Origin of the sequence: Novosphingobium panipatense (genome assembly GCF_900182875.1) — a bacterium.
GTDB lineage: Bacteria > Pseudomonadota > Alphaproteobacteria > Sphingomonadales > Sphingomonadaceae > Novosphingobium > Novosphingobium panipatense.
Window position 1 is genome coordinate 53715 of record NZ_FXUI01000003.1, and the last position, 24841, is coordinate 78555.

At 59.6% G+C, this 24841-nt stretch carries 13 protein-coding genes and 1 pseudogene; 12 read left to right on the top strand and 2 right to left on the bottom strand.

Annotation, left to right across the window (positions count from 1 at the left end; all coding sequences use genetic code 11):
* The first annotated feature begins 90 nt into the window (after positions 1–90).
* From QOL62_RS05560 to QOL62_RS05580, 5 genes and pseudogenes are all read left to right on the top strand, one after another.
* A complete protein-coding gene (locus tag QOL62_RS05560) occupies positions 91–462 on the top strand; it encodes a hypothetical protein (protein ID WP_283405517.1) in 372 nt (123 codons plus the stop codon).
* A 76-nt stretch (positions 463–538) separates the two neighbouring features.
* On the top strand, positions 539–1894 hold the full coding sequence (locus tag QOL62_RS05565) for an IS1380-like element IS1247 family transposase (RefSeq protein WP_283405518.1): 1356 nt from the start codon (positions 539–541) through the stop codon (positions 1892–1894).
* A 221-nt stretch (positions 1895–2115) separates the two neighbouring features.
* Positions 2116–2268: pseudogene (locus tag QOL62_RS05570) on the top strand (IS630 family transposase); the annotation flags it as partial.
* Between the two features lie 122 nt (positions 2269–2390).
* The gene (locus tag QOL62_RS05575; protein ID WP_283405519.1) at positions 2391–4136 is read left to right on the top strand and encodes a putative bifunctional diguanylate cyclase/phosphodiesterase; all 1746 of its coding nucleotides are present in this window, start codon (positions 2391–2393) and stop codon (positions 4134–4136) included.
* A gap of 214 nt (positions 4137–4350) precedes the next feature.
* A complete protein-coding gene (locus tag QOL62_RS05580) occupies positions 4351–5520 on the top strand; it encodes a GDSL-type esterase/lipase family protein (RefSeq protein ID WP_283405520.1) in 1170 nt (389 codons plus the stop codon).
* A gap of 107 nt (positions 5521–5627) precedes the next feature.
* Here QOL62_RS05580 and QOL62_RS05585 read toward each other — a convergent pair whose 3' ends face one another.
* Together QOL62_RS05585 and QOL62_RS05590 are read right to left on the bottom strand one after the other, a co-directional pair.
* The gene (locus tag QOL62_RS05585) at positions 5628–6110 is read right to left on the bottom strand and encodes a c-type cytochrome (RefSeq protein ID WP_058734567.1); all 483 of its coding nucleotides are present in this window, start codon (positions 6108–6110) and stop codon (positions 5628–5630) included.
* A 12-nt stretch (positions 6111–6122) separates the two neighbouring features.
* A complete protein-coding gene (locus tag QOL62_RS05590; RefSeq protein WP_283405802.1) occupies positions 6123–7268 on the bottom strand; it encodes a molybdopterin-dependent oxidoreductase in 1146 nt (381 codons plus the stop codon).
* On the opposite strand from QOL62_RS05590, the gene QOL62_RS05595 reads away from it, so the two are divergent.
* The 7 genes from QOL62_RS05595 (at position 7247) to QOL62_RS05625 (ending at position 24561) form a co-directional block, all read left to right on the top strand.
* Positions 7247–10147, top strand: coding sequence for an STY4851/ECs_5259 family protein (locus QOL62_RS05595; protein WP_283405803.1), 2901 nt, complete (start codon positions 7247–7249; stop codon positions 10145–10147). The genes QOL62_RS05590 and QOL62_RS05595 overlap by 22 nt on opposite strands.
* The gene (locus QOL62_RS05600; protein ID WP_283405521.1) at positions 10137–16100 is read left to right on the top strand and encodes a DEAD/DEAH box helicase; all 5964 of its coding nucleotides are present in this window, start codon (positions 10137–10139) and stop codon (positions 16098–16100) included. The genes QOL62_RS05595 and QOL62_RS05600 overlap by 11 nt, the downstream gene beginning before the upstream one ends.
* 118 nt (positions 16101–16218) lie before the next feature.
* Positions 16219–16386 carry a type II toxin-antitoxin system prevent-host-death family antitoxin gene (locus tag QOL62_RS05605; protein ID WP_019053883.1) on the top strand — a complete coding sequence of 56 codons (168 nt, stop codon included), beginning with the start codon at positions 16219–16221 and terminating at the stop codon, positions 16384–16386.
* The gene (locus QOL62_RS05610) at positions 16379–18241 is read left to right on the top strand and encodes a class I SAM-dependent DNA methyltransferase (protein ID WP_283405522.1); all 1863 of its coding nucleotides are present in this window, start codon (positions 16379–16381) and stop codon (positions 18239–18241) included. Before QOL62_RS05605 ends, QOL62_RS05610 begins: the two co-directional genes overlap by 8 nt.
* Positions 18234–19601: a restriction endonuclease subunit S gene (locus tag QOL62_RS05615; protein ID WP_283405523.1), complete on the top strand. Its 1368-nt coding sequence runs from the start codon at positions 18234–18236 to the stop codon at positions 19599–19601. Before QOL62_RS05610 ends, QOL62_RS05615 begins: the two co-directional genes overlap by 8 nt.
* Positions 19598–21424 (top strand): DUF262 domain-containing protein, encoded by a 1827-nt coding sequence (locus tag QOL62_RS05620; RefSeq protein WP_283405524.1) that lies wholly within the window; start codon positions 19598–19600, stop codon positions 21422–21424. Before QOL62_RS05615 ends, QOL62_RS05620 begins: the two co-directional genes overlap by 4 nt.
* Positions 21421–24561: a type I restriction endonuclease subunit R gene (locus QOL62_RS05625; RefSeq protein WP_283405525.1), complete on the top strand. Its 3141-nt coding sequence runs from the start codon at positions 21421–21423 to the stop codon at positions 24559–24561. Before QOL62_RS05620 ends, QOL62_RS05625 begins: the two co-directional genes overlap by 4 nt.
* The last annotated feature ends 280 nt before the right edge of the window (positions 24562–24841 follow it).

Consider the following 24841-nt stretch of genomic DNA (forward strand, 5'->3'; position numbering starts at 1 on the left):
TGATTATAAAGTAATGTTCATTGATGGTTAGCGCACGGTGGGTAACGCCCGTTACCGGGCGATAATGCAGTTACAGGGGGCGATTCAGCAATGCAGGAACGCGATTTCAAGGCTGAAATCGAAGCTGCGCGCAACGATCCTGCTCAGCTGCGCAAGATTGCGGACGCAATTCAGGCGACAGGTGGTTCGCGTCTTCTGGTGATCCGGGCGATCCAGCTGGCCAGAGCCGCAGATACGGGTCCTCATCCCTTGGGCAAAGCAAGCGCCGAACTGGGCTTGCCTCGGCCAACCGGCCTGCCGCTTTACCGCTACAAGCTTGCGCCCGGAATGTTCGAGCGCATGGAGAAGAAGTTATCTTCCGGCCTCCCGTCTGACTGGCAACGTCCATCACTGGCGCCAGCCTTTGTGCTGTGGGCCGCAGACTGGTTTCGGCGATCATATCAGCCCACATTTCCCAAGTAAGGCGCTGATTTCGCTGTCCTGACCATTATATTTCCTATATAAAACATGGTGTTGAAGGCTGCGATGGGCGCGTTTCATGGATCACCCAGAGGGTGCGGGCTTGCAACGGGCAGATCGGGTGGATTTCGACCCTCGCGTGCGGCTGGAATTTCGCGGCACGCAGCTCAGTTCCGACGGCGGCCTTCTGGTGATGCGCGAGCTTGATGACGCGCTCGGGTTGTCCGATTTGGCGTCAGCGGCGCTGCGCGATACTCGCTCTGGCAAGAACACGGTCCATCGGCTCGACGCCCTGTTCCGGCAATCAGTCTTTGGGCGGCTGGCCGGATACGAGGATGTCAACGACGCCAACCGTCTCGCCTGCGATCCGGTCATGCGCCAAGTTGTCGGCGGCAGAGCGGTCGATGCACAAGCGGCCTCGGCATCGCAGATGGGACGGTTCGAGACCGAGACGCTGGCTCTGGCCGGGAACCGTGCCGCGCTGGCCGACCTGAACGGGCAATGGATCGACCGGTTCCATGACCGTAACGGGCTGAAGTACATCGTTCTGGACATGGACAGCTCGGTCAGCCCGACCCATGGCGACCAGGAAGGGTCCGCCTGGAATGGCCATTTCGACTGTAGCTGCTATCACCCCAACTTTCTGTTCAACCAGTTCGGGATGCTGGAACGCTGCGCCCTGCGCCATGGCAACGTCCACAGCGCCGATGGCTGGCGTGATGTTCTCGACCCCGTCATTGCGCGCTACGCGGAGCGCGACCTTGGTGGCAGGTTCTTCCGGGCCGATGCTGCCTACGCGATCCCGGCGATCTATGAGCGATTGGAAGAAGCGCGGTTCTTCTACGCCATCCGGCTGCCCGCAAACGCGGTCCTCAAGGACAAGATCGCGCATCGGCTAACGCGCCCTGTCGGGCGGCCGTCACTGACCAAGGTCAAGCGGTTCTTCGAGGAATTCGAGTATCAGGCGGCGTCCTGGGACAAGGAGCGCCGGGTGATCGCCAAGATCGAATGGCATCCGGGCGAACTGTTCCCGCGTGTCGGCTTCATCGTCACCAACCTGCCGATGGAGCCGGACTGGGTGGTGCGGTTCTACAACCAGCGCGGCACCGCCGAGCAGCACATCAAAGAGGGCAAATACGCCTTTCGCTGGACGCGGCTGTCGTGCCGGAAGTTCCGCGACAATGAGGTGCGGCTGCAACTGCACGCCCTGGCGTACAACCTGGCCACCTTCTTGCGCTGCATCGAGCTGCCCGAGGCCATGGCCGACTGGTCGTTGACCAGCCTGCAACTGAAGCTGATCAAGATCGGGGCACGTGTGGTCCGTCACGCCCGCACCATCACCTTCCAGCTGGCCGAGGTCGCTGTCACCGGCACGATGGTACGCGCCATCCTCGCCGCTATCCGCCGATTGCGAGCGCCACCGCTATGCGCATGATCGCGATCCACGCTCAAACTGAACGAAAGCGGCTGGACAGATCTGTCCGCTGCGCTGAAAAACGCCGCCCCTGGGCAAGGAAACAGCGGCTTCGCGGTCTGATCCGTCCAGATCCAGCAGTCTGCGCGACCGCAGGTGCCGCTTGCGGCAGAAAATCCTTGTCTAGCGCTCGGATACAGGCGATCTTCACCTCAAACGACACGCCACTTGGGGAATGCAGGCTCAACCCCATCGAGCAGGCCTTCGCCAAGATCAAGCACTGGATGCGGATCGCTCAGAAGCGAACGATCGAGGAAACATGGCGACACATCGGCCATCTCGTCTCAACCATCGAACCCGGCGAATGCGCAAACTACCTCGAAAACGCAGGATAGGGGAACGTTAACCATCTTGTCTTTAAATCGATCAACGCACTAACGAGCGAGCGCAAGAACACAATACTGATCCGGTGTATTGAGCTTGCAAAGAGACGAAGTTTCTAGATAAGTATAGATTAATGGCCGACTCAACTAATGCACACGCCAAAAGAACAACTCTCTCTTCTATCCATTCTGAGATGGAATTTATTCGTTATGCAATTGATAGTGCTGCAATTGTCGCAATGACGGACGTTCGCGGCACAATCACCTTCGTCAATAGTAAATTCTGCGAGATCAGCGGCTACTCGCAGGAGGAATTGATCGGCAGCAACCATCGTATGCTGCATTCGGGCATGCATGATGTGGCCTTCTTCCGTGCCATGTACCGTCGAATTGCCAACGGCAAAGTTTGGCACGGTGAGATTTGCAACCGGCGAAAGGATGGCACCCACTACTGGGTGGACACAACCATTGTTCCCCACATCACCGCTAAAGGCAAAGTGGATAGCTATACGGCCATCCGCTTCGACATCACCGCACGCCATGAGGCAGAAGCGATGCTTCGACGGATAGTCAGCGTCGATTCACTGACTGGCATCCCCAACCGCAGGCGGTTCCAAGAACATCTTGAAAGCGTACTCAACATCAGCGGCTGCCCCCCTTCCTCCGTCCATCTCGCGCTGCTCGACATTGATACGTTTAAGGAGATCAACGACACGTTCGGCCACGACATCGGCGACGAGCTTTTGACAATCTTTAGCGAGCGTCTCGGTTTGTTCGTGACGCCTGACGTCTTCGTTGCCAGAATCGCTGGCGATGAATTCGGAATCGTCATGACCGGGATTCAGGACGATAATGTGCTCGCTTTCTTGGACCAGGTACTCACAAGCCTCAGGGAGCCCGTCAAGCTTAGCACCACGACGCGCCGTTGTTCAGCAAGCATCGGAGTCGCATCTTTTCCACAACACGCCAGTTCATTGGACGAACTGTTCAAGGCGGCAGATATGGCACTCTACCGTTCCAAGGCGCTGGGACGTGATCAGGCCAAGTTTTTCATTCCGCGTCTCCGAGAAGTAGCGGAACGCAAGAGCGAGTTACTTCATGCTGTAGCGGATGGTCTCGATCGGGGCCAGTTCCATCTCTACTATCAGCCTCTCGTTCCATCTGACCCTCACAGTCCGATCTCACTCGAAGGGCTCTTGAGATGGAACCATCCCGATCAGGGTCTAATCACACCAAACGCATTTCTGGTAGACATGGATGATCCGGGACTTCTAGCCGCGATCGGCATGTTCGTGGTCAAGCAAGCTTTCGAGGGTATGGAGGTGATAGACGGTGAGAGCCTTCCCGTGGGGCGCATAGCAATCAACGTTACTAATGCTGATTTCCGCTCCGACGCCTTCGTGGATCGCTTCTTCGAACTTTCTCTGCAAACAGGGATTGCGCCAGACCGCTTCTGTGTCGAAGTCACGGAAGGCGTGTTTCTCGGTCGTGACTTTCAGCATCTGGAAGGACGCCTTTCGCGTTTGCACGAAGCGGGCGTCGAAATAGCCCTAGACGATTTCGGCACCGGATTCGCATCACTCACCCATTTGCGGCGGATGCCAATCGATCGCATCAAGATTGACCGTAGCTTTGTCTCCAATCTGACGACAAGTGTCGAGGATTTGGCCATCGTGAGGGGCGTGATTGATATCGCTCATAGTATGGCCAAGGTTGTCACCGCCGAAGGCGTCGAGACACGCGAGCAGGCAGAACTGCTTCAACATCTCGGCTGCGATTACCTTCAAGGTTGGTATTTCGCTAAAGCATTCAATATCGAGCGACTTCCTTATGTCCTGTCCCACCTGCCGCGTTTGCCTGTAAGCAGAAACGACATCTGAATAGATGGGGTGGTTGCCGTCCGCCCCCTATCCGCAGGCGTCAGCTGTGTCATGCTAGGCCTGCGACACATTCAGTGGAGGACGGTCTATGAAGGATATGATTATCGGCGTGGACTTGGCGAAGCGCATTTTTCAAGTGCATGGGGCAGCTCGTTCGGGCGATGTGCTTTGAGAGAGACAGGCGATCGCCAACCCGCGCGGGAGGAAATGATCAATGTTGGCGCTGGCTCTGGCGACTTGGGCGATGTTGGCGGCTCCTGCCCGGACCGCAATGACAGTGACCAGGGACGAGACCAACCACAGCCTGAAAAAGGGCGACCACCCGCTGCCGGTTCACATCGGCGGTCGCGTTGCTGTGTCGCCGCTCGCGCCGCCCGCTCCAAAAGGCGCACGCGCCTATGTTCACCAATGGCCGGCTGTATATTGGGAGGCGGCCTTCGTTGGCGATCGGCTGCTGCTGAAATTCGATGACGACAAGAACGAGTACCGGTTCACGATCGATGGTGCCGCGGCTATGCCCTTAGCGCAACCAGGGCGGGCCGAGGTGGTGGTGACAGGACTGGGGCCGGGGCGGCACCGGGTGCGTCTCGACAAGGTGACGGAGAGCGTCGACTTCGCGCGCACCTTCAACGGCTTCTTCGTTCCGCGGGGTGAAACGGCGTTGCCGCCACCCCCGCCACGATCGCGACAGATCGAGTTCATCGGCGACTCAGGCATGACCGGCTACGGCATCCGATCCGACACGCGAAAGTGCACCAAGGAGGAGGTGCGGCTGCGAACGGACAGCGGGGCGGCTTGGCCCTCACTGGTCGCACGCTCGATCGATGCGGACTATCAGATCAACGCCATGTCTGGCCGTGGTCTCGTGCGCAACTACGGCGGCACCGAGCCAGAGGACGTGATGTCAGCGCTCTACCCGCGCACGCTGCCAGGCGGGACTGCGGTGTGGCAGAACCCATCATGGCACCCACAAGTCGTGGTCGCGCTGCTGTTCAACGATTTCGCGACGGCAATTCGCCCGGGCGAGCGCTGGCCGGATCAGATCGCGCTCGCCGGCAATTATGTGCGCGCCTACCAGCAGTTCATCGCCACGATCCATGAAAGGTCGCCCGGAGCAACGCTGGTGCTGCCGTGGCCCGACCTCGCCAAGAGCAACGATGCGTCTGTGCGGCAGCTCGGTTCCAATGCTCAGGATGCTATTCGCGCCGCAGCCGCCAACGCCGGCATTCTGCGCATCGAGTTCCCGTCGCTGCCGGACTTCACGCCGGAGAATACAGCGTGCGACTACCACGGCAGTCGGAGCGATCACCGGTATCTGGCGGAGTGGATGACTGGATGGCTAAATGCGCGTCCCGAACTGTGGGCCGCGCCACGACCTAGGTGACCACGCTTGCCAATGCCGACTTGCTCGACGTGCAGTTCCAAAGCGTTTTGCTTTCTGCCCATGTTCCCGTTTCACGATGGTATTTCGGGATTATGCAAGTAGATCGGTTAGCCGGTTCCACCTGAGACATCAGGAGCCACTTTGGGGTCCGGGTCCTGCGCCTTGCCGGTCGCGGGTGCCACCTTCTGGCTCGGCATAGCGGTGAGATAAGCAACGATCGCATCAACGTCCTTCTCGGCCACCGGCGCCTTGTACACCTCACGCATCTTGGTGACGGTCGCCTTCCACTGGTCCGCCGATAGCGCAGGCTGGGTCAGCGCCATGCTGGCCGAGTGGCACGAGGTGCAGTTGGCGTTGATAACGTCGGCGTGCGGGCCGTCGGGATAGGTCGCGTCGTCGACCGGCAGGTCAACGCTAGTTGAGGCAAGCGAAAAGCCGCGCGCCGACACGCTGGCGGGCGGCGCCGGCTCGGACGTCTCGGATATCGGAACGGGCGCCTTGCGGCTGCTCGGCGCGCCGATCGAGACGAGGATGATGCCGGTCAGGCCGATCAGGCCAGCGGCCAGCACGCCGGGGGAGAGGGTCTTCATGCTACTCGCTCCTCAAGCCGCGATGATGGTGGTGGTCTCAATGTTGCCGCGCATGAACCCGCCCGGGTTCCAGATCGGCTTCATCGGCTGGGCGACGCCGTTGGTATTCCAGCAGCGCACCATGATGGGGTTGGGCCCGCGTCGCAGCGGCACGCGACCATCCCAGCGCCGGAAGCTGTACCTGCCCTCGTCCGCGCCGAGCGTCGTCCTGTACCAGGTGCGGCCACCGTCCGACGACACATCGACCTTGGCGACGCCGCAATCGCCGCCCATCGCGATCCCGCCGACCGGGATCGACGCTTCATAGGCGATGGCCTGACCATCGGGCAGGCTCGTCATCCAGCTGCGCGGGATCATCCGGTTGATGGGGACAGTCGGGAAGTCCTTGGCACCGGGCGCGACATTCGCGCCGGGTGTCGCGGGGATCTTGTAGGCCTTGGCCATCCAATACTGGTCGTCAGGGCCGGGCAGTAACTCGATCGCGTTCAGCATCTTGACCCAGTAGGTCGAATACCAGCCCGGCACGATCAGCCGGCAGGGAAAGCCGTTGAGGAGCGGCAGTTGCTCGCCGTTCATGCCGAAGGCGATCATCACCTCGCCGTCGCGGGCATGGTCGATGTCGAGTGCCTTCTCGAAGTCAGGGGCGCCCGCCACGACCGGCTGATCGAGCGCGCCGAAGCGCACCTGTACCGCGCCTGCCTTGACCCCCGCGAGGTCGAGCACGTCGCGTAGCCGCACACCGAGCCATTTGGCGTTGCCCATCGCGCCGTTGCCCCATTGGGCACCGGCGACCCGCGGCTGGAATAGCCCGCGACTGTTGCCCGAGCACTGATTGACCGCCGCCATTTCGACCCGTGGAAGGCGCAGCAGCTGAGCGAGGCTGATCGACAGCGGCCGGTTGACGTGGCCGAAGACGTTGAGGCGGAAAGTCTCGACATCGATCGAGGTCGGGATGTCGGCCCAGTGCCAGCGGACGAAGAACTGGTCGTTGGGCGTGAACACCGACTTGTCGAACACGTCCATCGGCGTTTCCAGCAAAGGCGGATGGACACGCTGGAGGATCATGCTGCCCTTGCCGGGAAAGGCGCTATCAGGGCGGCGTCCAACGCTGGTCTGACATTGAGACGGTACTCGGGCTGCGGCTTTCGCAAGGTGAATGGCGTGATCTGGCCGACCAGGGGTTTCGCGCCTGGGGTATCGAGCCGTTTATTACGGCCCACGGCAATCAACGGCTATCCAACCTGGCGCGTCAGGGCGGATTCCCGGCCGCCGCGATGGCGAGCGGAGCAAGCTGGCCAAGAAAGTTTCTCGAACGGGCTGTTGGCGAGCTTCTAGGCTCAGACGCGCAGGACATCGGCACAGCAGTGGCCACCTGTGAGCGCAACGAATACCTGCTGCCGACAATCTGGCGCAGCCAGGAAATGTACGCGATCTGCGGCGAGCTGGCGCTCAAAATTGTGGAGTTGCGGGCATTCGCTGACAAGGAAGTACCCGCCGACGGTCGTCCGTACTCGGCGCGCCTTGACCAGGCCTACGAGGACTGGCGCGATGAATTGCCAATGACCTTGGACGGGGCGGCGGCGGGTCTGATCGATACGCTGCTGGAAGCAAAAAAACTCTCCAGCAGCGGCAGCATTCGCGTTGGCCGGCTGATTTCCCAACATGGCGAAGAATGGCGTGAATGCCTCGATTTCCATCTCGACGGACGATGGGATGATAAGGATCAGCTGCTTTCGCCCGGCAATCACGTTCGCGTATTCCTCCAGCCCTCCGATGGCTTGGCAGACCGCATCTCCGGCAGACTTGCATATCTTGAGCACGAAGACGCCAACCGCTGGATCGCAAGACCGATGCGGAGCGAAGCTGCAATCGAGTTTCCATTCGACCTTCCGGTTACGGCCGAATTTCACGCACGCGGAGATCGGCTGGCGCGCAGCTTCATGCTGCCCGGAGGGAAGCGGGTGAGCAGTGGGCTGCGCGTATTTGAACGGCGCAGCACAAATGCCCAGCACACAGCCTTTGCTCTCATCGGCCAAGGCTCCGGCGCCTACAAAGCGGAGCCTGTTCTGATCGATGTTTCACAGGACTGGTCGGTCCGAGGAAAGGACGGCAACGCCGAGATCGAGCTCGAAGATTTTGCCTTCGCTCCAGGGCGCCGCCTTTATCGGTGCGCGGGCACAATCATCGCTCAGAAGAGCAATGGTGACAGCTTCCTTGTCCGAACCGGGCAGAGTGCGGATCGTAAGGATCGGCTCTCGATCGTGGCCAATTCAGTTTCCGGAGTGCAGTCGCCTGACGGCGAACAGCTCTTCAAGCACCCGCTCCATGCTCAGGTGTCAGATGGTCTGTCTCACCGGGTCGCATCCCGGGGAGAGGTTCGTTGGAGGTTTGCGGGTCAACGTAGCTGGTCTGAAGACTTGGCCGCTGCCGGGCCAGGGTTGTGTGAATTCGCTTGGCTCGATGGATCAACAGGCCATGTGCGCGATCGACTGACTGCGTTCGTATTGCCCGCTGCTTTTGAGCTGACACAGCGGAGCAACGGGACCTATGCCGATATTGAACTGAGCGGTTGGGACTGGGACGCTGTGCTCGGCGAGGAAACGCCCAGTTCGCAGCACAGCTGGAGGATCAGGATTGATCCACCGCGCCGAGCCTTGCTGACCTTACGCCTGGCTCTCGCTCAGGCTTCTGCATTCGACCTGAAGGTTCCGCTCCAATCGAAGGAATGGCTCACAACATGGGGCGGAGACCTCCTGCCTCGCGACGCAGTTCTTGGCCTTGCCGATCTGCGTGACACAGTGGCACGCGTCCCCTCGACTTCGATCCTGATGGGTGAAGTCGCTCATCATGCGGGTGCTGCGCTGGACGCCGACTGGCGAATCGATGGGGAACTTGGCCTGTCGGCACTGCGAACGGATATTGCAGCCCTGATGCGCCCCCTTGGCATCGACGCTCAGGTCAGGCTCGATTTTCACAACGGGAGCAATGACCACTGGTATGTCACGGAGTTTGGAAACACCCTCGAGTGGGAGCCAAACGGAGGGCTCCGTCCGAGAACCGCGATAGTCGGTGAAGATGTTCGGGTGTGCGGCCGCTCCCTTGGGGCTCCCGAGAAAGAGCTAGAATTTGGCAGTTACGACGGTATGCAGAGTGGCCTTGGAGGCCAGCTGATTCACTTGCCGCGCCTCAATGGTGATTGGCTTGTCTATCTCCGCGAGGGCTCCCGCGTCCTTACTCGGCCCAAATTTGTCTCAGGCGACCCGGTTCACGAAGTTCCGCAGCATCGACTTGGCCGGGCCATGGCCCAGCCATTCGTCCAGGCGCAAGAGGACCTGCAGTCCCTCGTCGCCGAAATAGCTCATGCCCCAACGACGGCCGAGGCCAGTCAGACGATCCAGGTCGTCATGAAGCTGGCCTTGTCGCTCAACGGTCTCCCACCACAGACATTCGAGATCTTCAGCAAACTGGTACACGCCGGTGCACTTGCTCCCCTGTTGCTGTACCGCTGTGAAGAGCAGCACTTGTCGACCGTTCTCGAATTGTTCGACGGGCTTTGTTCGAGCTGGACCCTTTTGCCTTACGGCGCATGGGATGCTGCTTTCCAGGCCCAAGGATACTATCTCGTTACCCGGCTGGACGATCCCCAATGGGCGTTAACGAGGCTCACTGAGCGCCAGAATGAAATCGCAGCGCGCGCACCGCAGCTGGCCCCGCTGATTTGTCGCGATTTTTCGCCGGCGACCTGGGAGGACGTGCGCAGTCACTTCACCGACCATACCAGCGAGGGCATCAGCACGGACGCTAGCGGCTTCAACCCTTTCCGTCCCGCCTTCCACGATCTGCTCCCAAAGGAAAATTTCCTCGAATCCCTCATGCGGGTCTTTGATGCACCGTTTGTGGCGGCCTTGGCGGCTATGGGGCGGGTCACACTCGACAAGGGACAGATTCTCACGGTGAAAGACGTCGAGCGACGTCATCCTGCATACTTTGCCAAGGCCTATGGCTACGCCCTCACGGAGCTTAAGAATGACCGCTAACAATATGCCCCAGCCTGCTCGTCTGTCGCCGATGGATGTCCATCGGCGCTTGCGGGCCGGCCTCGCAGAAGCGGTCGTGTCCCGGGCAGGCATAAGGCATGAGGGTCTGAACGCTTTCCTTCGCCACAATCTTGCCAGCACCGATCCCTCAAAGGGTGCTCTGCTGTCGGAACAGCTCTTTCAGGCCGCGCCGGGCTATGTTTCGTCCGGCAAAAGCCCTGATGAACTAGCCTCGCTGCTCCATCCCCGCACGATTGAAGCGATCACGCAAACGCCGGATAAAGAGTTGCGGTTCGACTATCCGGCTTACGCCCACCAGCTGAGCACTTGGGAGCTGCTGAGCACTGCCGAACCTCAATCCGTGTTGGTCTCCAGTGGAACGGGCTCAGGCAAAACCGAGTGTTTCCTCGTTCCGCTGCTCGATGACCTGGTACGCGCGTCTGAAGCAGAGGGTCAGCTGACAGGCGTGAGGGCCCTTATGCTGTATCCGCTCAATGCGCTGATCGCGAGCCAGGAGAAGCGCCTCACGGCCTGGACGAAACCGCTGACCGGCGATGTACGCTTCGGACTCTACAATGGGCTGATGGGAACGGCGCGGAAATCAAGCCGCGACAAGGCCGAGCACGAAATCCCGCATCAGGTTCTCTACCGTGAAACCCTTCGCGCAAATCCGCCACCCATCCTCGTCACGAACCAGACGATGCTGGAGTACATGACGATCCGTCGTGAGGACCGTCAGATACTCGATGCATCTCGGGGCAAGCTGCGTTGGATCGTGATCGACGAGGCGCACAGCTACATCGGTTCAGCCGCTGCGGAGCTGTCCCTGTTGCTCCGACGCGTCATGAATGCGTTCGATGTGACGCCCGATCAGGTCCGCTTTGTGGCAACCTCAGCCACGATAGGGTCGGCGGATGACGCGGAGGCGGTTGCTTCGCTCCAGAGGTTTCTCTCCGATATCGCCGGCGTTCCTCTCGATCGCACCCATGTTGTGATCGGCAAGCCGCAACCGGTGGACCTTTCGAAGGTGCTGACCGCATCAGACGATCCGGCGGCCCGCGTGGTAGCCGAGATGCTCGAAGAAAAGCCGCAGACCATCTCGTCGCTGTCGTCTGTGACGACGTCTGCCGAAAAGATCCTGCTCGACCTGTCTGCGCACAACGCCAACGAGGCGAGACCAGTCCTGCCGATGCGCGCGCACAGTTTCACGCGCGCGATTCCTGGCCTGTGGACCTGCATTAACTCGGACTGCACTGGAGGCACACGGCCGGAGGGCTGGCCGTTTGGACCCGTCCTGTTTGATCAGAAAGACAGTTGCCCGCACTGCCAGTCGCTTGTGTTTGAGATCCAGAGCTGCCCGGATTGTGGCGAGCCGTTCCTGCCTGCGGACGATCTGGGTGACAGGGTCCTGCCGCGGCGAAGCGATCAAGACACCGACGAGTTTCGCGAAAACAGCTACCGCGATCGCGACCATGAGGATGACGAGGAGGACGACAGGCAACCTGATGGCATCGGGCATCCGCGTCTGATCGCTATTAATATGCAGTCCCAGTCGACGCCTGTTGGATTTGACGTCATCAGCGGCGAATTGAACGATGGCGCGGGCCAATTCCAGCTGACTCAATTGAACGAGGGTCGCTGCCCTGCGTGCCTCAGCAACAAGCGCCACGGAAGGCCTGCGATGCTGTCTTTCCGTTTCGGCACGCCGTTCCTGACCCAGAATGCAGCGCCAATCCTCCTGGAGGGTGTTTCACCGCACCAGGCAGAGCATGCTTTGCCTTTCGATGGTCGCCAGCTCATCAGCTTCTCCGATAGCCGACAGGGCACAGCCCGGTTTGCCGCCAATATCGAGACCAACGGTGAGCGCGGATTTGTTCGCGGGTTCATCTACCATGCAGTGCAGAAGGCGGCGCAAGGCAGCGATCTCCCGGAGGAAAAGCGGCAGGAACTAATCCAGAAGCGTGCAAAGCTCGCGAGCCTCGTCGATGAAATGCCTTCGTTCAAGGACGACATCGCCAAGATCGACGCCGAGCTTAACGGGGTCGGCGCAGCCGGCATTGCTTGGAAGGAACTGGTATCGGCTCTCGCGTCGGAGCCGACGATCGGCATGATGGCCAAGGTCTGGGACCTTGATCGCAGCGAGCGCTATCATGATAATCGCGAAGCTCTTGCGCGCTTCATGATGCTGCGTGAACTCGCCCGCAGACCACGTAACGCCAACGCCATGGAAACGCTGGGTCTTGCACGCTTGCGTTTCCCCGACATCGAGCGGATCGGCAAAGAAAAGCTGCCCGAGGCCGTTGCAGAAAAAGGTTACTCAATCGAGGACTGGCGCGACTTCCTGTACTTCATGGTTGACTATTTGCGAGGTCAGTTCGCGCTGGACGTCGATGACGCGGATGCTCGTTGGATGCCCGGTAGGGCCCGACCGAGGAACGTTATTGGTCCCGACCAGCCGCCCGGAGCGAAGCGAGATCTCATTTGGCCCTCGGTCAACACGAAGGGCCGCCAGCCAGACTCCGTCCTCCTTCTTGCTACCGCCCTGGGTTTGGATATCTCGGAGCCGCGCGATCGCCACGAAATCAATCAACTCCTTCGCACAGCGTGGGAACACATGGCGCCGCTTCTCTCCGGTGTCGGCGGCACATTCAGTTTGCGCCTGGAGAAGGCCGCAGAGATCGAAGCCGTGACCAAGGCCTGGCAATGCCCGCTTACACGGCGGGTGCTGCCCCGGCTCGCGTTCGGTCGTTCACCAAACCTTGTCACCACGGGAACCGGAAGGTTCGACGGCAAGGTGGTCGCGGAAGTCGAATTCCCGAAGCTGCCGCATACCCGGCCACTCAATTCCGAAGCCAAGCAAAGACTGGCTGACTGGCTGACTGACAACGAGCTGGTGTGGTCCCTACGCGGCCTGCATCTATGGACTTACCTCCATGATCAGGCAGCGCTTGCGACCCCCTATCTGCGTGCCGAAGAACATAGCGCGCAGCAGCCTCCACACCGGCTGCGGGATTTCGAGGAGCAGTTCAAGCAAGGCGACATCAACCTCCTTGCCTGCTCGACGACGATGGAAATGGGCGTCGATATTGGCTCGATTGAGGCGGTCCTGATGACCAACGTTCCGCCCTCGATTGCCAACTATAACCAGCGCGCCGGTCGAGCGGGACGACGGGGCCAAGGGTTTTCGACGAGCCTGACGCTTGCACGCAACACCCCGCTCGATCTGGAGACGTTCGCCGATCCTGCTAGCTACCTCGCCCGCAAGCTCGCATCGCCGCGCGTGTCTCTGGATTCGGACCGGATCGCTCTGCGCCACGCGAATGCCTATCTGCTCGCCCAATGGTTCCGAGAGGTGGATGGCGAGTTCGCCCGGACCAAGACGGGCGACTTCTTCGGCTGCCGCGCCGACCTTCGACCTTTCGAAGGGCTGCCGCCCGTGGACGCCTTCTGCGAATGGGTTCGACTGCCCACTACTGCTGCAAACACAGACGCTGGGCTCAAACGCCTGCTGAAGGGTACTGGTCTCGAATTCGACACCGCGATCCGTGAGCACACGGCTGTGATGTTCGAACAGGAGGCCGCAAGCTTCCGACGGACCTGGCAGCGCCTGAAGGACGATGCAGATGCGCTGGAAGGTCCTGCAAAGAAAGCAATCGAGTTCCAGGCGCGGCGCCTGTGCAAGGAGTTTCTGCTCAAGGAGCTGGCCAATCGGTCACTGATCCCAGGAAGCGGGTTTCCTACAGCCGTTGTTCCCTTCGATACCTTGTGCGCTGAAACCCAAAAGGCGCAGGATCGCCATCGCTCGGACGAGGAGGGTACGCGAGATCGCCGCTATGAATGCCCAACTCGCAATGCCGACATTGCAATCCGTGAATATGCTCCTGGTGCCGAGGTTGTGGTTGATGGCCTCGTCTGGAAGTCGGCCGGCGTAACGCTCAATTGGTTGAGCCCGATGGATAGCGGCCAGCGAGAGCCGCAAAACTTGCGCTGGGCTTGGTGGTGCGATCAATGCGGCGGGGCCGGCTCTGATCACCAGATGCCCGAGCGTTGCGACCATTGCGGCGATCCGAACGTCAAGACGGAGCAATTCCTCGAGCCCGCCGGTTTCAGGGTTGACTGGAACGCGCAGCCCCATGCCGACACCGACCAGGCGGTCTACATCGAGCCCAAGTCACCAAAGGTCAGCGTCGGAGACGCCTTGTGGCAGCCCCTTCTGCAGCCGGAAAGTGGGCGTATCCGTGCTTCGCACGATGGTTACATCTACCACCATTCGCGCGGACCAAACGACAAGGGCTACGAGATTTGCCTCGAGTGCGGACGAGCCGGAGAAGCGGGTACAGATGCTCTCAAGGATCACTGGCCGCTTACGCCGCGCGACAAGAAGGCGATCGATCGCTGTCCGGGCAACGATCAGGGATACGCGATTACGCGCCCCTTGGCTCTGGGACACGAGGTTCTGACCGACGTGGTCGAGATCCAGGTGCCAGGGCTTGAAAACGACGGTGCTGCCTGGGCGCTCGGGGCCGCAGTGCGCGAAAGTCTCGCTCGCTGGCTCGGGATTGAGCCGCGCGAACTGGGGATCGCTGTAGCTGCCAGGGATGGCCAGTTGGGCCGCAAGGCACCTTCGATCTATCTGTTTGACGAGGCATCTGGCGGTGCCGGATACACACCGCGGCTGCTCGACGATATCTATCATGTTTTTGAGCGGGCTTCTCATGTTCTCGATTGCCCCAAGGAATGTGAAATGGGGTGCTCGGCCTGTGTGCTGGCCGCAGATCTCTACAAACAGCAAGGCCGTCTCGACCGGCGCGCGGCCTTGATCGCTGTTCGTGCCTTCCTCGAAAAGAATGCCGAGTTGCCTGAGGAAGACCGCGCCGTTGCGGACGCTAAAGCTGTCAACGATGCGGCCAACACAATTCTGCTGCGCGCGCGCAGCGGAGATAGCGTAACGGTATTTCTGCCGGAGGCTTTTGACCTCGCCGAACTATCCTCGATCAAGATGCGGTCGTTTTTCTCGTCTGCCTCAGCCCGAGGCGTGCCGATGACGCTCGTTCTGTCCCACAAATCGTTCGACAACCTGGCAGAGGTGGAACGCCGGTTCTTGCGCGACGTGGCAGTACGTAACGACTTCCGACTTGGTCTTGGGCAGGCTGAAAGCGGTCCCTTCGGAAATTGTCGTATAGCAGAACTGATCTCCTCTGGCGGAGCCAAGGCCTTCTTTTCACGCGATGCGAATGCAGCGCAGCCTGGTGAACGATGGGGCGTTGGCGAAACCCATGCGGTCGTTGCCGGCAGCATTACTCCGCCGACGTCTTTCACTTTGATCGCTGCCGATGGCTTGGAGCGCCAAGTCGCTCCCGGGGACAAGGTGGAGGTCATGCTTGGCTTTGGCCAATGCCCGGTAGGACAGTTTGGCAAGCGCTTCGGTGCGAAACTGAAGCAGCAGATGGAAGCCGCAGGTATCTGGCATCCTGGCCAGCTGGTCAGAATTTCCTACTCTGACCGCTACCTCAATGCCCCGCTACCCATGCTTCTGTTCTTGCGGACATGCGAGAATCTTGCCGCAGAGCTGAAGGCCGGTGACACGGTTGAAGTCGACGTTGTCGTACAGCCGTTGAAGAAAGACCGGGTGCCATATCGGATTTTCAACGACTGGGATCAGGAAGGCGATCGCGAAGACGTGGCGCAGTTCCTAGGTGAGAAACTTGGTCTCGATGTCGCCTTGGAGGTGACTGGCAACGCGATTCACGGACGGAAGCTCGAGTTGGAGTACGCAGATGGGCGCAAGGCTCTCGTCTTGCTGGATCAAGGGTTTGGGTACTGGCGCATCGTAGGTGACGCGCCGAGACATGACTTCCGCGCGGCACCGGCTGCTCAGGCAAGTGACCTCTATCGCTCAAACACGGCAGTGTCGGGGACTGGAGAAAGCTACTTTGCTGTGGCCAAACGATGATTTCGCGATCCTCTCGCAACCGCTGCGAGGAAAGCGTCATCAGCCAGCGATCTCAAAGCACTTTCATTTCTGGCTATTTTGGCCAAAAGTGAACCCTCGGGCTCGGGGTCGTTGAACAATGCAAATACTAGCTGCCAAGGATGCGAAGTATAACTTTGGGCGACTAATCGACATAGCACGCGCGGAGCCGGTTACAGTCGAGAAGCATGGACGGGCGGTCGTCGTGGTGTTGGCAGTTGAAGAATACGAACGCCTGAAGGCGATTGAAGCGGGGCAGAATGGTTGATCAAGTAGGCAAAGAGCGGTTTCTGGATGCGTTGACGCATCTTGGCGGATCTGCCGGCAATGTGCGTCTGCGCGAAACCCTTCAGTGGGAGGAGGAAGCCTATGCTGCCGTAAAGAATGCGCTGGTTGAGTCTGGCGCAATCCTGACCGGCCGTGGCCGTGGTGGCTCCGTCCTGCTGGCATCCGGTGGGACTGTTGAAGTTCAGGAACGCCAAGCATCCGCGCCCAAGCCGACAAAGGCAAAAGCTGCCAAGGCAAACGGCAACACCGGCGGCGACCTTGGTTTCGAGGCGGACCTGTTCAAGGCTGCAGACAAGCTGCGCGGCAATCTCGAGCCTTCGGAATACAAGCATGTCGCGCTGGGGCTGATCTTCCTCAAATACATCTCCGAAGCCTTCGAGGCACAGCATGCCCGGCTGGAGGCTGAAGATTATGCCGATCCGGAAGACCCGGAAGAGTATCTCGCTGCCAACGTATTCTGGGTCCCGCCCGAAGCACGCTGGGCGCACCTCCAGGCCAATGCCAAGCGGCCGGAAATCACTTTCGTTGATGTAACCACCGGTCGCGAAAAGAAGGGCGACATTGGCGGCCTGATAGACAACGCGATGGAGGCGATCGAGCAGGCCAACATCAAGGTCCTGAAAGATGTTCTGCCCAAGAACTATTCGCGCCCCCAGCTCGACAAGACCATGCTGGGCGAGCTGATCGACCTGTTCTCAAACGTCGATATGCGCGGCGATCATGGGCAGGCACGCGACCGGCTGGGCCGGGCCTATGAGTATTTCATCTCGCAGTTCGCAGGCGCGGAAGGCCGGCGAGGCGGCGAGTTCTACACGCCCCGTTCGGTCGTGCAGACCATTGTCGAGATGCTCGAGCCGACTCAGGGTCGTGTTTATGACCCGTGCTGTGGATCAGGCGGCATGTTCGTGCAGTCCGAACGGTTCATAGAGAGCCATCAAGGCCGCCGGTCTGACATCGCCATCTATGGGCAGGAGCGCAACCACACCACTTGGCGCCTGTGTCGCATGAACCTGGCGGTGCGCGGGATCGACGCCGACATTCGCTGGAACAATGAAGGCAGCTTCCTGCGCGACGAGTTCGCCCAGACGAAGTTCGACTTCATCATGGCCAACCCGCCGTTCAACATTTCCGACTGGTGGCAGCCGCAGTTGGAAAGCGACGCACGCTGGACCCACGGAACGCCGCCGCAGGGTAATGCTAATTTCGCGTGGTTGCAGCATATCATCCACCACTTGGCCCCGCGCGGCACGGCGGGCGTGGTGCTGGCCAATGGCTCGATGTCATCACAGCAATCGGGCGAAGGCGAGATCCGCAAGGCCTTGATCGAGGCAGACCATGTCGATTGCATGGTCGCCCTGCCGGGGCAGCTATTCTACTCCACCCAGATCCCGGCCTGCCTGTGGTTCCTGGCGCGGGACAAAAGCGCCAATGGCTTGCGTGACAGGCGCGGTGAAATTCTGTTCATCGATGCGCGCAAGCTGGGCCATCTGGTGGACCGCACCCGGCGGGAATTCTCCGGCGAGGACATCGCGCTGATCGCGGATACATACCATTGCTGGCGGGGCAAGCCAGATGCGGTAGTGGCTGCCGGTTTGGAGCCTTATGCCGATGAGCCGGGCTTCTGCCGTTCAGCGACATTGGATGAGGTGCGCGGCAATGGCCACGTTCTGACGCCTGGGCGCTATGTCGGTGCTGCCGACGTGGAGGATGACGGGGTTTCGTTCGAGGAGCGGTTCGGTGCGCTTCGGGCAAAGCTGGCGGAGCAATTCGACGCGGGCCTAGCGCTGGAGAAACTGATTAAAGCCAAGTTCGCTGGAGTGGGTTCGAATGCCTGAGCTCACGCTTTCCAACCTGTTGGAGTTTACAAGGGACGGCGAATGGGGAGAAAGCGCACCTTGTGCTGGTTATGTTCGAATGCAGGTTGTTAGAGGCACCGACTTTGAGCGCGTTAGGTTCGGTGACTTGTCTACACTCCCGATCCGCTACATCCGCAAAGACATAGCCGAACGTAAGGCGCTAAAGGCGGGGGATTTGCTCATCGAAACTGCGGGCGGCACAAAAGATCAACCAACCGGTCGAACGGTTCTCATAAGTGAAGCAATAATTGAAGCGGCAACTGATCCGCTTATTCCCGCAAGCTTTGCTCGATTTTTGCGTACAAAGTCAGATGCTGTCGATTCAGCCTATCTTTTTTGGAAGCTGCAAGCGGAATACAAATCTGGTGCGATCTTCCCTTATCATATCCAGCATACCGGCGTCGCACGGTTCCAATATACCCAGTTTGCAGCCAGCCATATTCTCGATCTTCCGGGCGACATGGACTACCAACGAGACGTAGCCAGCACGCTGACAGCGCTGGACGACAAGATCGGACTTAACCGACGGATGAACGAAACGCTGGAAGCGATATCGCAGGCCATCTTCCGCGACTGGTTCATCGATTTCGGTCCTGTCCGCCGCAAGATGGCGGGTGTGACAGATCCGGTCGCGATCATGGGTGGCCTGACCCTCGGACCCAACCGCGCGGCGGAGTTGGCGGCGCTTTTCCCGGCTGCGCTTGATGACGATGACTTGCCGGTGGGGTGGAGTGAGAGACCCATTGGCGAGTTGGTGGACATCGCCGGAGGCTCAACGCCCAGCACGGCGGATGAAAGTCTCTGGCAACCCGCTGAGCATCGGTGGGCGACGCCAAAAGACCTGTCCAGCATGTCCGATCTCGCCCTGTTTGAAACGGGGCGACGGATCAGTGCTGCAGGTCTAGCTAAGATCACGTCTGGTCTGTTGCCTGTCGGGACGGTCCTGCTCTCGTCTCGCGCGCCGATCGGTTATCTCGCAATCGCCCAGGCGCCAGTAGCGATCAATCAGGGTTTCATTGCCCTAAAGCCCACCAAGGACTTCGGCAGCGCGTATCTCTACCTCTGGTGCAAGGCCAATATGGAAGCGGTCCTCGCCAACGCAAACGGCTCGACCTTTCAGGAAATCAGCAAGAAGAACTTCCGACCGATCACCTCTGCCGTTCCAGGCGAATGCAGCTTGATCCGGGCCTTTGGCGAGATCGCCGAGCCGATGTTCGCCCGTATCGTCAGCGCCGCAGCTGAAAATCGTACCCTCGCCGAAACCCGCGACTACCTGCTGCCTCGCCTGATGTCCGGCGAAGTGCGCGTGGGCGATGCCGCGCTGGAGATTGCCGCATGACCGAGCAGAGTATCGTTTCCCAGGACATGACGTTGAAGCGCCTGTTTCAGGACTTCTATCGCGTGCCTGATTATCAGCGTGAGTACGTCTGGGGCGAAGCCGACGCCAAGGGAGAAGGCGGGGATCAAGTCGATCAGTTCCTGTCAGACATCCATATTGAGTTTGAGGCGGCGACCAAGCACTTCGCCCCTGAATATTTCATCGGCACGATCGTGGTTTGCAAGGGCGAAGATCAGGTTTTCGAGCTGATCGACGGGCAACAACGCACAACCACCGCTTATCTTACCTTGTGTGCGATCCGCGATGCGCTGACGGATATCGGCGCCGCCGTACCTGAAGAGTTGGGCAACCAGATCGCAGCCAGCACGATCGATTGGCAAGGATTGACCACATATAGATTACGGCTCGACGTCCAGTACGAAGATGCAGGCGGCGTGCTGCAAGGGTATGCGGAGGGAAAGGCAGCGGAGACACCGCGTGATGGTTCACGCTCGATCCGCAATTTGGGCGGTGCCTATGACACCGTGCGTGAATTCCTGTCGACTACGTTCGGCGAAGATAAGGCGCAGCTGCTGCGCTTCTACGGCTACCTCACCAACAAGGTGAAGGTGATCAGGATCGAAACACCGACCATAGCCAAAGCCCTTAAAATCTTTGAGACGATCAACGATCGCGGAGTCGGGCTCGACGCGATGGATCTGCTCAAAAACCTGCTGTTCATGCATGCCAAGGGGCAGGAGTTCACCGAACTCAAGAGTGTATGGAAAGCGCTGACCGACGAGATCTACGCGGTCAATGAAAAGCCGCTGCGTTTCCTGCGTTACTATCTCTTGGCCACGTTCGATCTCGACAGCAAATTACGCGAAGACGCAATTTACGACTGGTTCCAGAAGAATCCGAAGCTGACGGGCCACACGACTGAGCCCTTGGCCTTCGCCAAGCGACTGCGCGAAGCCGCAAGGGCTTATGCCAATTTCTCACGCGGAAAAAACGTTCTCGGTCAGCCAGAGCCTGGGATCGAGAACACGCGCTTGCTCGGCGGCCAATCGATCAAACAACATTTCATGCTACTGCTGGCGGGGCGACATCTTCCTGCGCCCCAATTCACTCGACTGGCTGCAGAGGTCGAAAAGACCATGTTCGTATGGTTGGTGACATGGGTTTCTGCCAAGGAATACGAGCGCAAGATCGTTGATGCCGCTCACAAGCTTCGCCACATCAAGCCAGATGAGTTCGACGCTTTTATCGCCGAGACCTTCGTCAAGGAGCGAGCAGACCTCGCGCCGCAATTCGCCAGAACGATGAAGGAAATGAAGTCGACCTGGCTGCGCCAATTCCGTCTTCGTTATTTGCTCGCAAAGATCACCCAGGCGGTGGACCTCCAAGCCTACGGTCCAAGCGAGTCACGCGACCGGTTGGCCGACTATACGGCAGGGGGCAACGATATCGAGCACATCATGGCCGCAGGGGCGGATGCGGCCGCGATTGCTGAATTTGGTGAGCATGCCCAGGATGAGGCGATAATTCAGAGTCTCGGCAACCTGCTGCTGATCGAAAAATCGATCAATCGGTCCATTTCGAACACCCAGTATTCCGAGAAAGTCAAAAGCTACGCTCAGTCGAAATTCCTTTTGACCCGATGCCAGGCCGACACGACTGCGCAGCTTGTCGGCGTGGCTGACCAGATTACCAAAACCGTGCAGGCGCTCGATTGCTGGCCCAAATGGACTGCCGCGGATGTCGAAGCGCGCCAGCTCTTCCTGACCAGGCTTGCATGCCGTGTATGGGATGTCCCTGTGGTTGAAGAGGTCGTCCCTGCATGACCAGCTTCTCAGAGGATGTGGTCGAACGGGCCAGCATCCAGATCCTACAGGATCTGGGGTGGAATTATTTACACGGCGCAGTCATCGCGCCCGATGGCATTGCCGCTGAACGGCAGGCATTTTCCGATGTCCTTCTGCTGCCACGCCTGGAAAAGGCTGTGGCTGATCTCAACCCGACGCTGCCCGAAGCGGCGCGATTGGAAGCCATCCGCCGGCTTCTCACGAGCGAGACAGGTTCGCTGGTTGAGGAAAACCGCCGCATCCATCGTTTGCTGACCGATGGCGTCCCGGTGGAATATCGCAATTCGGACGGGCGCATTGTCGGCGACAAGGTCTGGCTGCTCGATCTCGATAAGGTCGAGGCCAACGACTGGCTTGCGGTCAACCAGTTCACCGTCGTGGAGGGAGGCCAGAATCGTCGGCCGGATGTGATCCTGTTCGTCAATGGCTTGCCGCTGGCGGTGCTCGAACTGAAAAACGCGGCGGCAGAGAACGCCAGCATTGTTGACGCCTTTCATCAGCTGCAGACCTATCTTGCCCAGATCCCCACCCTGTTCCGCACCAACGCCGTGCTGGTGACGTCTGACGGCATCGAGGCCCGGATTGGCTCAATAACAGCTGATCAGGAACGCTTCATGCCCTGGCGCACTGTGACGGGCGAGGATTTTGCCCATCGCGGCCAGCCCGAACTGGAAACTCTGCTGCGTGGTGTTTTTACCCGTGAGAACATCCTGGCCCTGATCCGGGATTTCATCGTGTTTGGCGATGCAGGCGCAGGACCATTCAAGATCGTTGCTGGCTATCACCAGTTCCATGGCGCCCGCAAAGCCATCCGCGAGGCCGTCGATGCGAGCGGGCCGGACGGCGACCGCAAGATCGGTGTCATCTGGCACACGCAAGGCTCGGGCAAGAGCTTCCTGATGGCGTTCTTTGCCGGTCTGGCGGTCAAGTCACCGCAGCTTGAGAATCCTACGATTGTTGTGCTGACAGACCGTAACGATCTGGACGACCAGCTCGCTTCAACCTTTAGCCTTTGCAAGGATCTGCTCAGACAGAATCCCGAGCAGGCCGAGAGCCGCGAAGACCTGCAACGCCTGCTCGCGCGCAGTTCCGGCGGCGTCGTCTTCACGACTGTGCAGAAGTTCTCGCCCGAGCGCGGCGAGGAGAGCTTCCCGATGCTGACGGATCGCCGGAATGTGATCGTCATGGCGGATGAAGCCCATCGCAGCCAGTATGGCTTCGATGCCAGGCTGGACGCGAAAACCGGCGTGCGGCGCTATGGCTATGCCCATTATATCCGCCAGGCCATGCCGAACGCATCGTTCATCGGCTTTACCGGCACCCCGATCGAAGCGGCTGACGTCAACACGCCAGCAATCTTCGGTCAGTACATCGACATCTACGACATCAGCCGCGCCGTGGAAGATGGTGCGACGGTGCCGATCTACTACGAAAGTCGTCTCGCCCGCATTGAGCTGGATGAAGACGAGAAGCCGCTGATCGACGCCGAGATCGAGGCTTTGGTTGAGGACGACACCCTGACCGAGGCAGAGAAGGCGAAAGCCAAATGGTCAACGGTAGAATCTCTCGTCGGCTCGAAAAAGCGTCTTAAACAGATCGCCGCCGACATGGTGACGCACCTCGAGGCGCGCACCGACGGCACCGAGTACAAGGCCATGGCTGTCTGTATGAGCCGCAGGATCTGTGTTGATCTCTATAACGAGATCATCGCTCTTCGTCCGGAATGGCATTCTGACGATGACGGCGCCGGCGTAATCAAGATCGTGATGACCGGAGCGGCATCCGATCCGTTGGACTGGCAACAGCACATCGGGAATAAACGTCGCCGCGACGCGTTGGCCAAGCGGGCTCGTGACCCGAAGGACCCGATGCGGTTGGTGCTTGTCCGGGACATGTGGCTGACCGGCTTCGATGCGCCCTGCATGAATACCATGTACATTGACAAGCCGATGCGGGGCCACGGCCTGATGCAGGCAATCGCGCGCGTTAACCGGGTGTTCCGCGACAAGCCCGGCGGCCTGATCGTTGACTATATCGGCATCGCCCAGAACCTGAAGAAGGCCTTGGGCGACTACACCGCTTCCGACCAGGAAAAGACCGGCATCGATGAGGCGGAGGCGATCGCCGTCCTGCTGGAACGCTACGAGATCGTCAGCGGGATCTTCCACGGCTTCGACTATAAGCCCGGCATCCACGGTGCGCCCATGGAAAGGCTGGCCTGCCTTGCCAGCGCCATCGACTGGGTTCTCAAATGGGCGGAGACTCAAGCCAGCAAGGCCCAATCGCCGGAGGATAAGAAGAAGGCCCACCGGCGCTATCTTGATCTCGTGCTTGAGCTGACCAAGGCCTATGCATTGGCCTCCGCCAGTGACGAGGCCCGCGAGATCCGCGACGAGATCGGGTTCTTCCAAGCAGTCCGGGCTGCAATTGCCAAGAGCACCGCAACCGGCAAGCTCAGCCAAGCTGACAAGACGCTGGCGGTCCGGCAGCTGATCGACCGCGCAGTTGCATCAGCCGAAATTGTCGACATCCTCAAGGTGGCGGGGATCGATTCCCCGGACATCTCCATCCTGTCCGAGGAGTTCCTTCTCGAAATTCAGGGCATGGAGAAAAAGAATCTTGCCCTCGAAGCCCTGAAGAAACTGCTGGCTGGCGAAATCTCTAGCCGTACCCGGACCAATGTCGTCGAGAGCCGGGCTTTCTCCAGGCGGCTGGAAGACGCAGTGGCCCGCTATCATGCCGGCGCTCTGTCAGCGGTTGAGATGATCAACGAGCTGATCGCTCTGGCGAAGGATCTGAAGGTAGCTCAGCAACGCGGCGAAGACCAAGGCCTCACGCCAGAAGAGTTAGCATTCTATGATGCGCTGGCCGAAAACGAGAGCGCGGTCGAAGCCATGGGCAGCGAACAGCTGCGGCTGATCGCCCACGAACTACTCGAACAGCTGCGTCAAAATGTGACTGTCGACTGGCACCATCGCGAAAGTGCCCGTGCCCGGATGCGGGTTCTGGTGAAGCGCATCCTTAAGCGGTTCGGATATCCGCCTGACCTCGCCGATGAGGCAGTGCAAACGGTGCTGGCGCAAGCAGAAGTGCTATTGCGAGAGGTAGCTCCATAACCCAATCAACGAAGACCTCCTCCTTTGTTCGAGAGCAATCCCGTATGTAGCCTGGTAGGCGCTAGGCATATGGCTTCGATCTGGGGACTTCAGTGGTCTCTATGCACTTGGAGATCGAAAGTTTATGTGTCAGAATCACTGCGAAAAGCTTGAAAATCGGCGATATTGCAGCGATTTTGGAGCACACGCCAACTGAGTAGGTGCCTCATGTTGAAATCATCTGACGACCCTGCTGCGACCGAGGACTGGAAGGGCCTCAAAGAGCTTGATCGGGCGATCA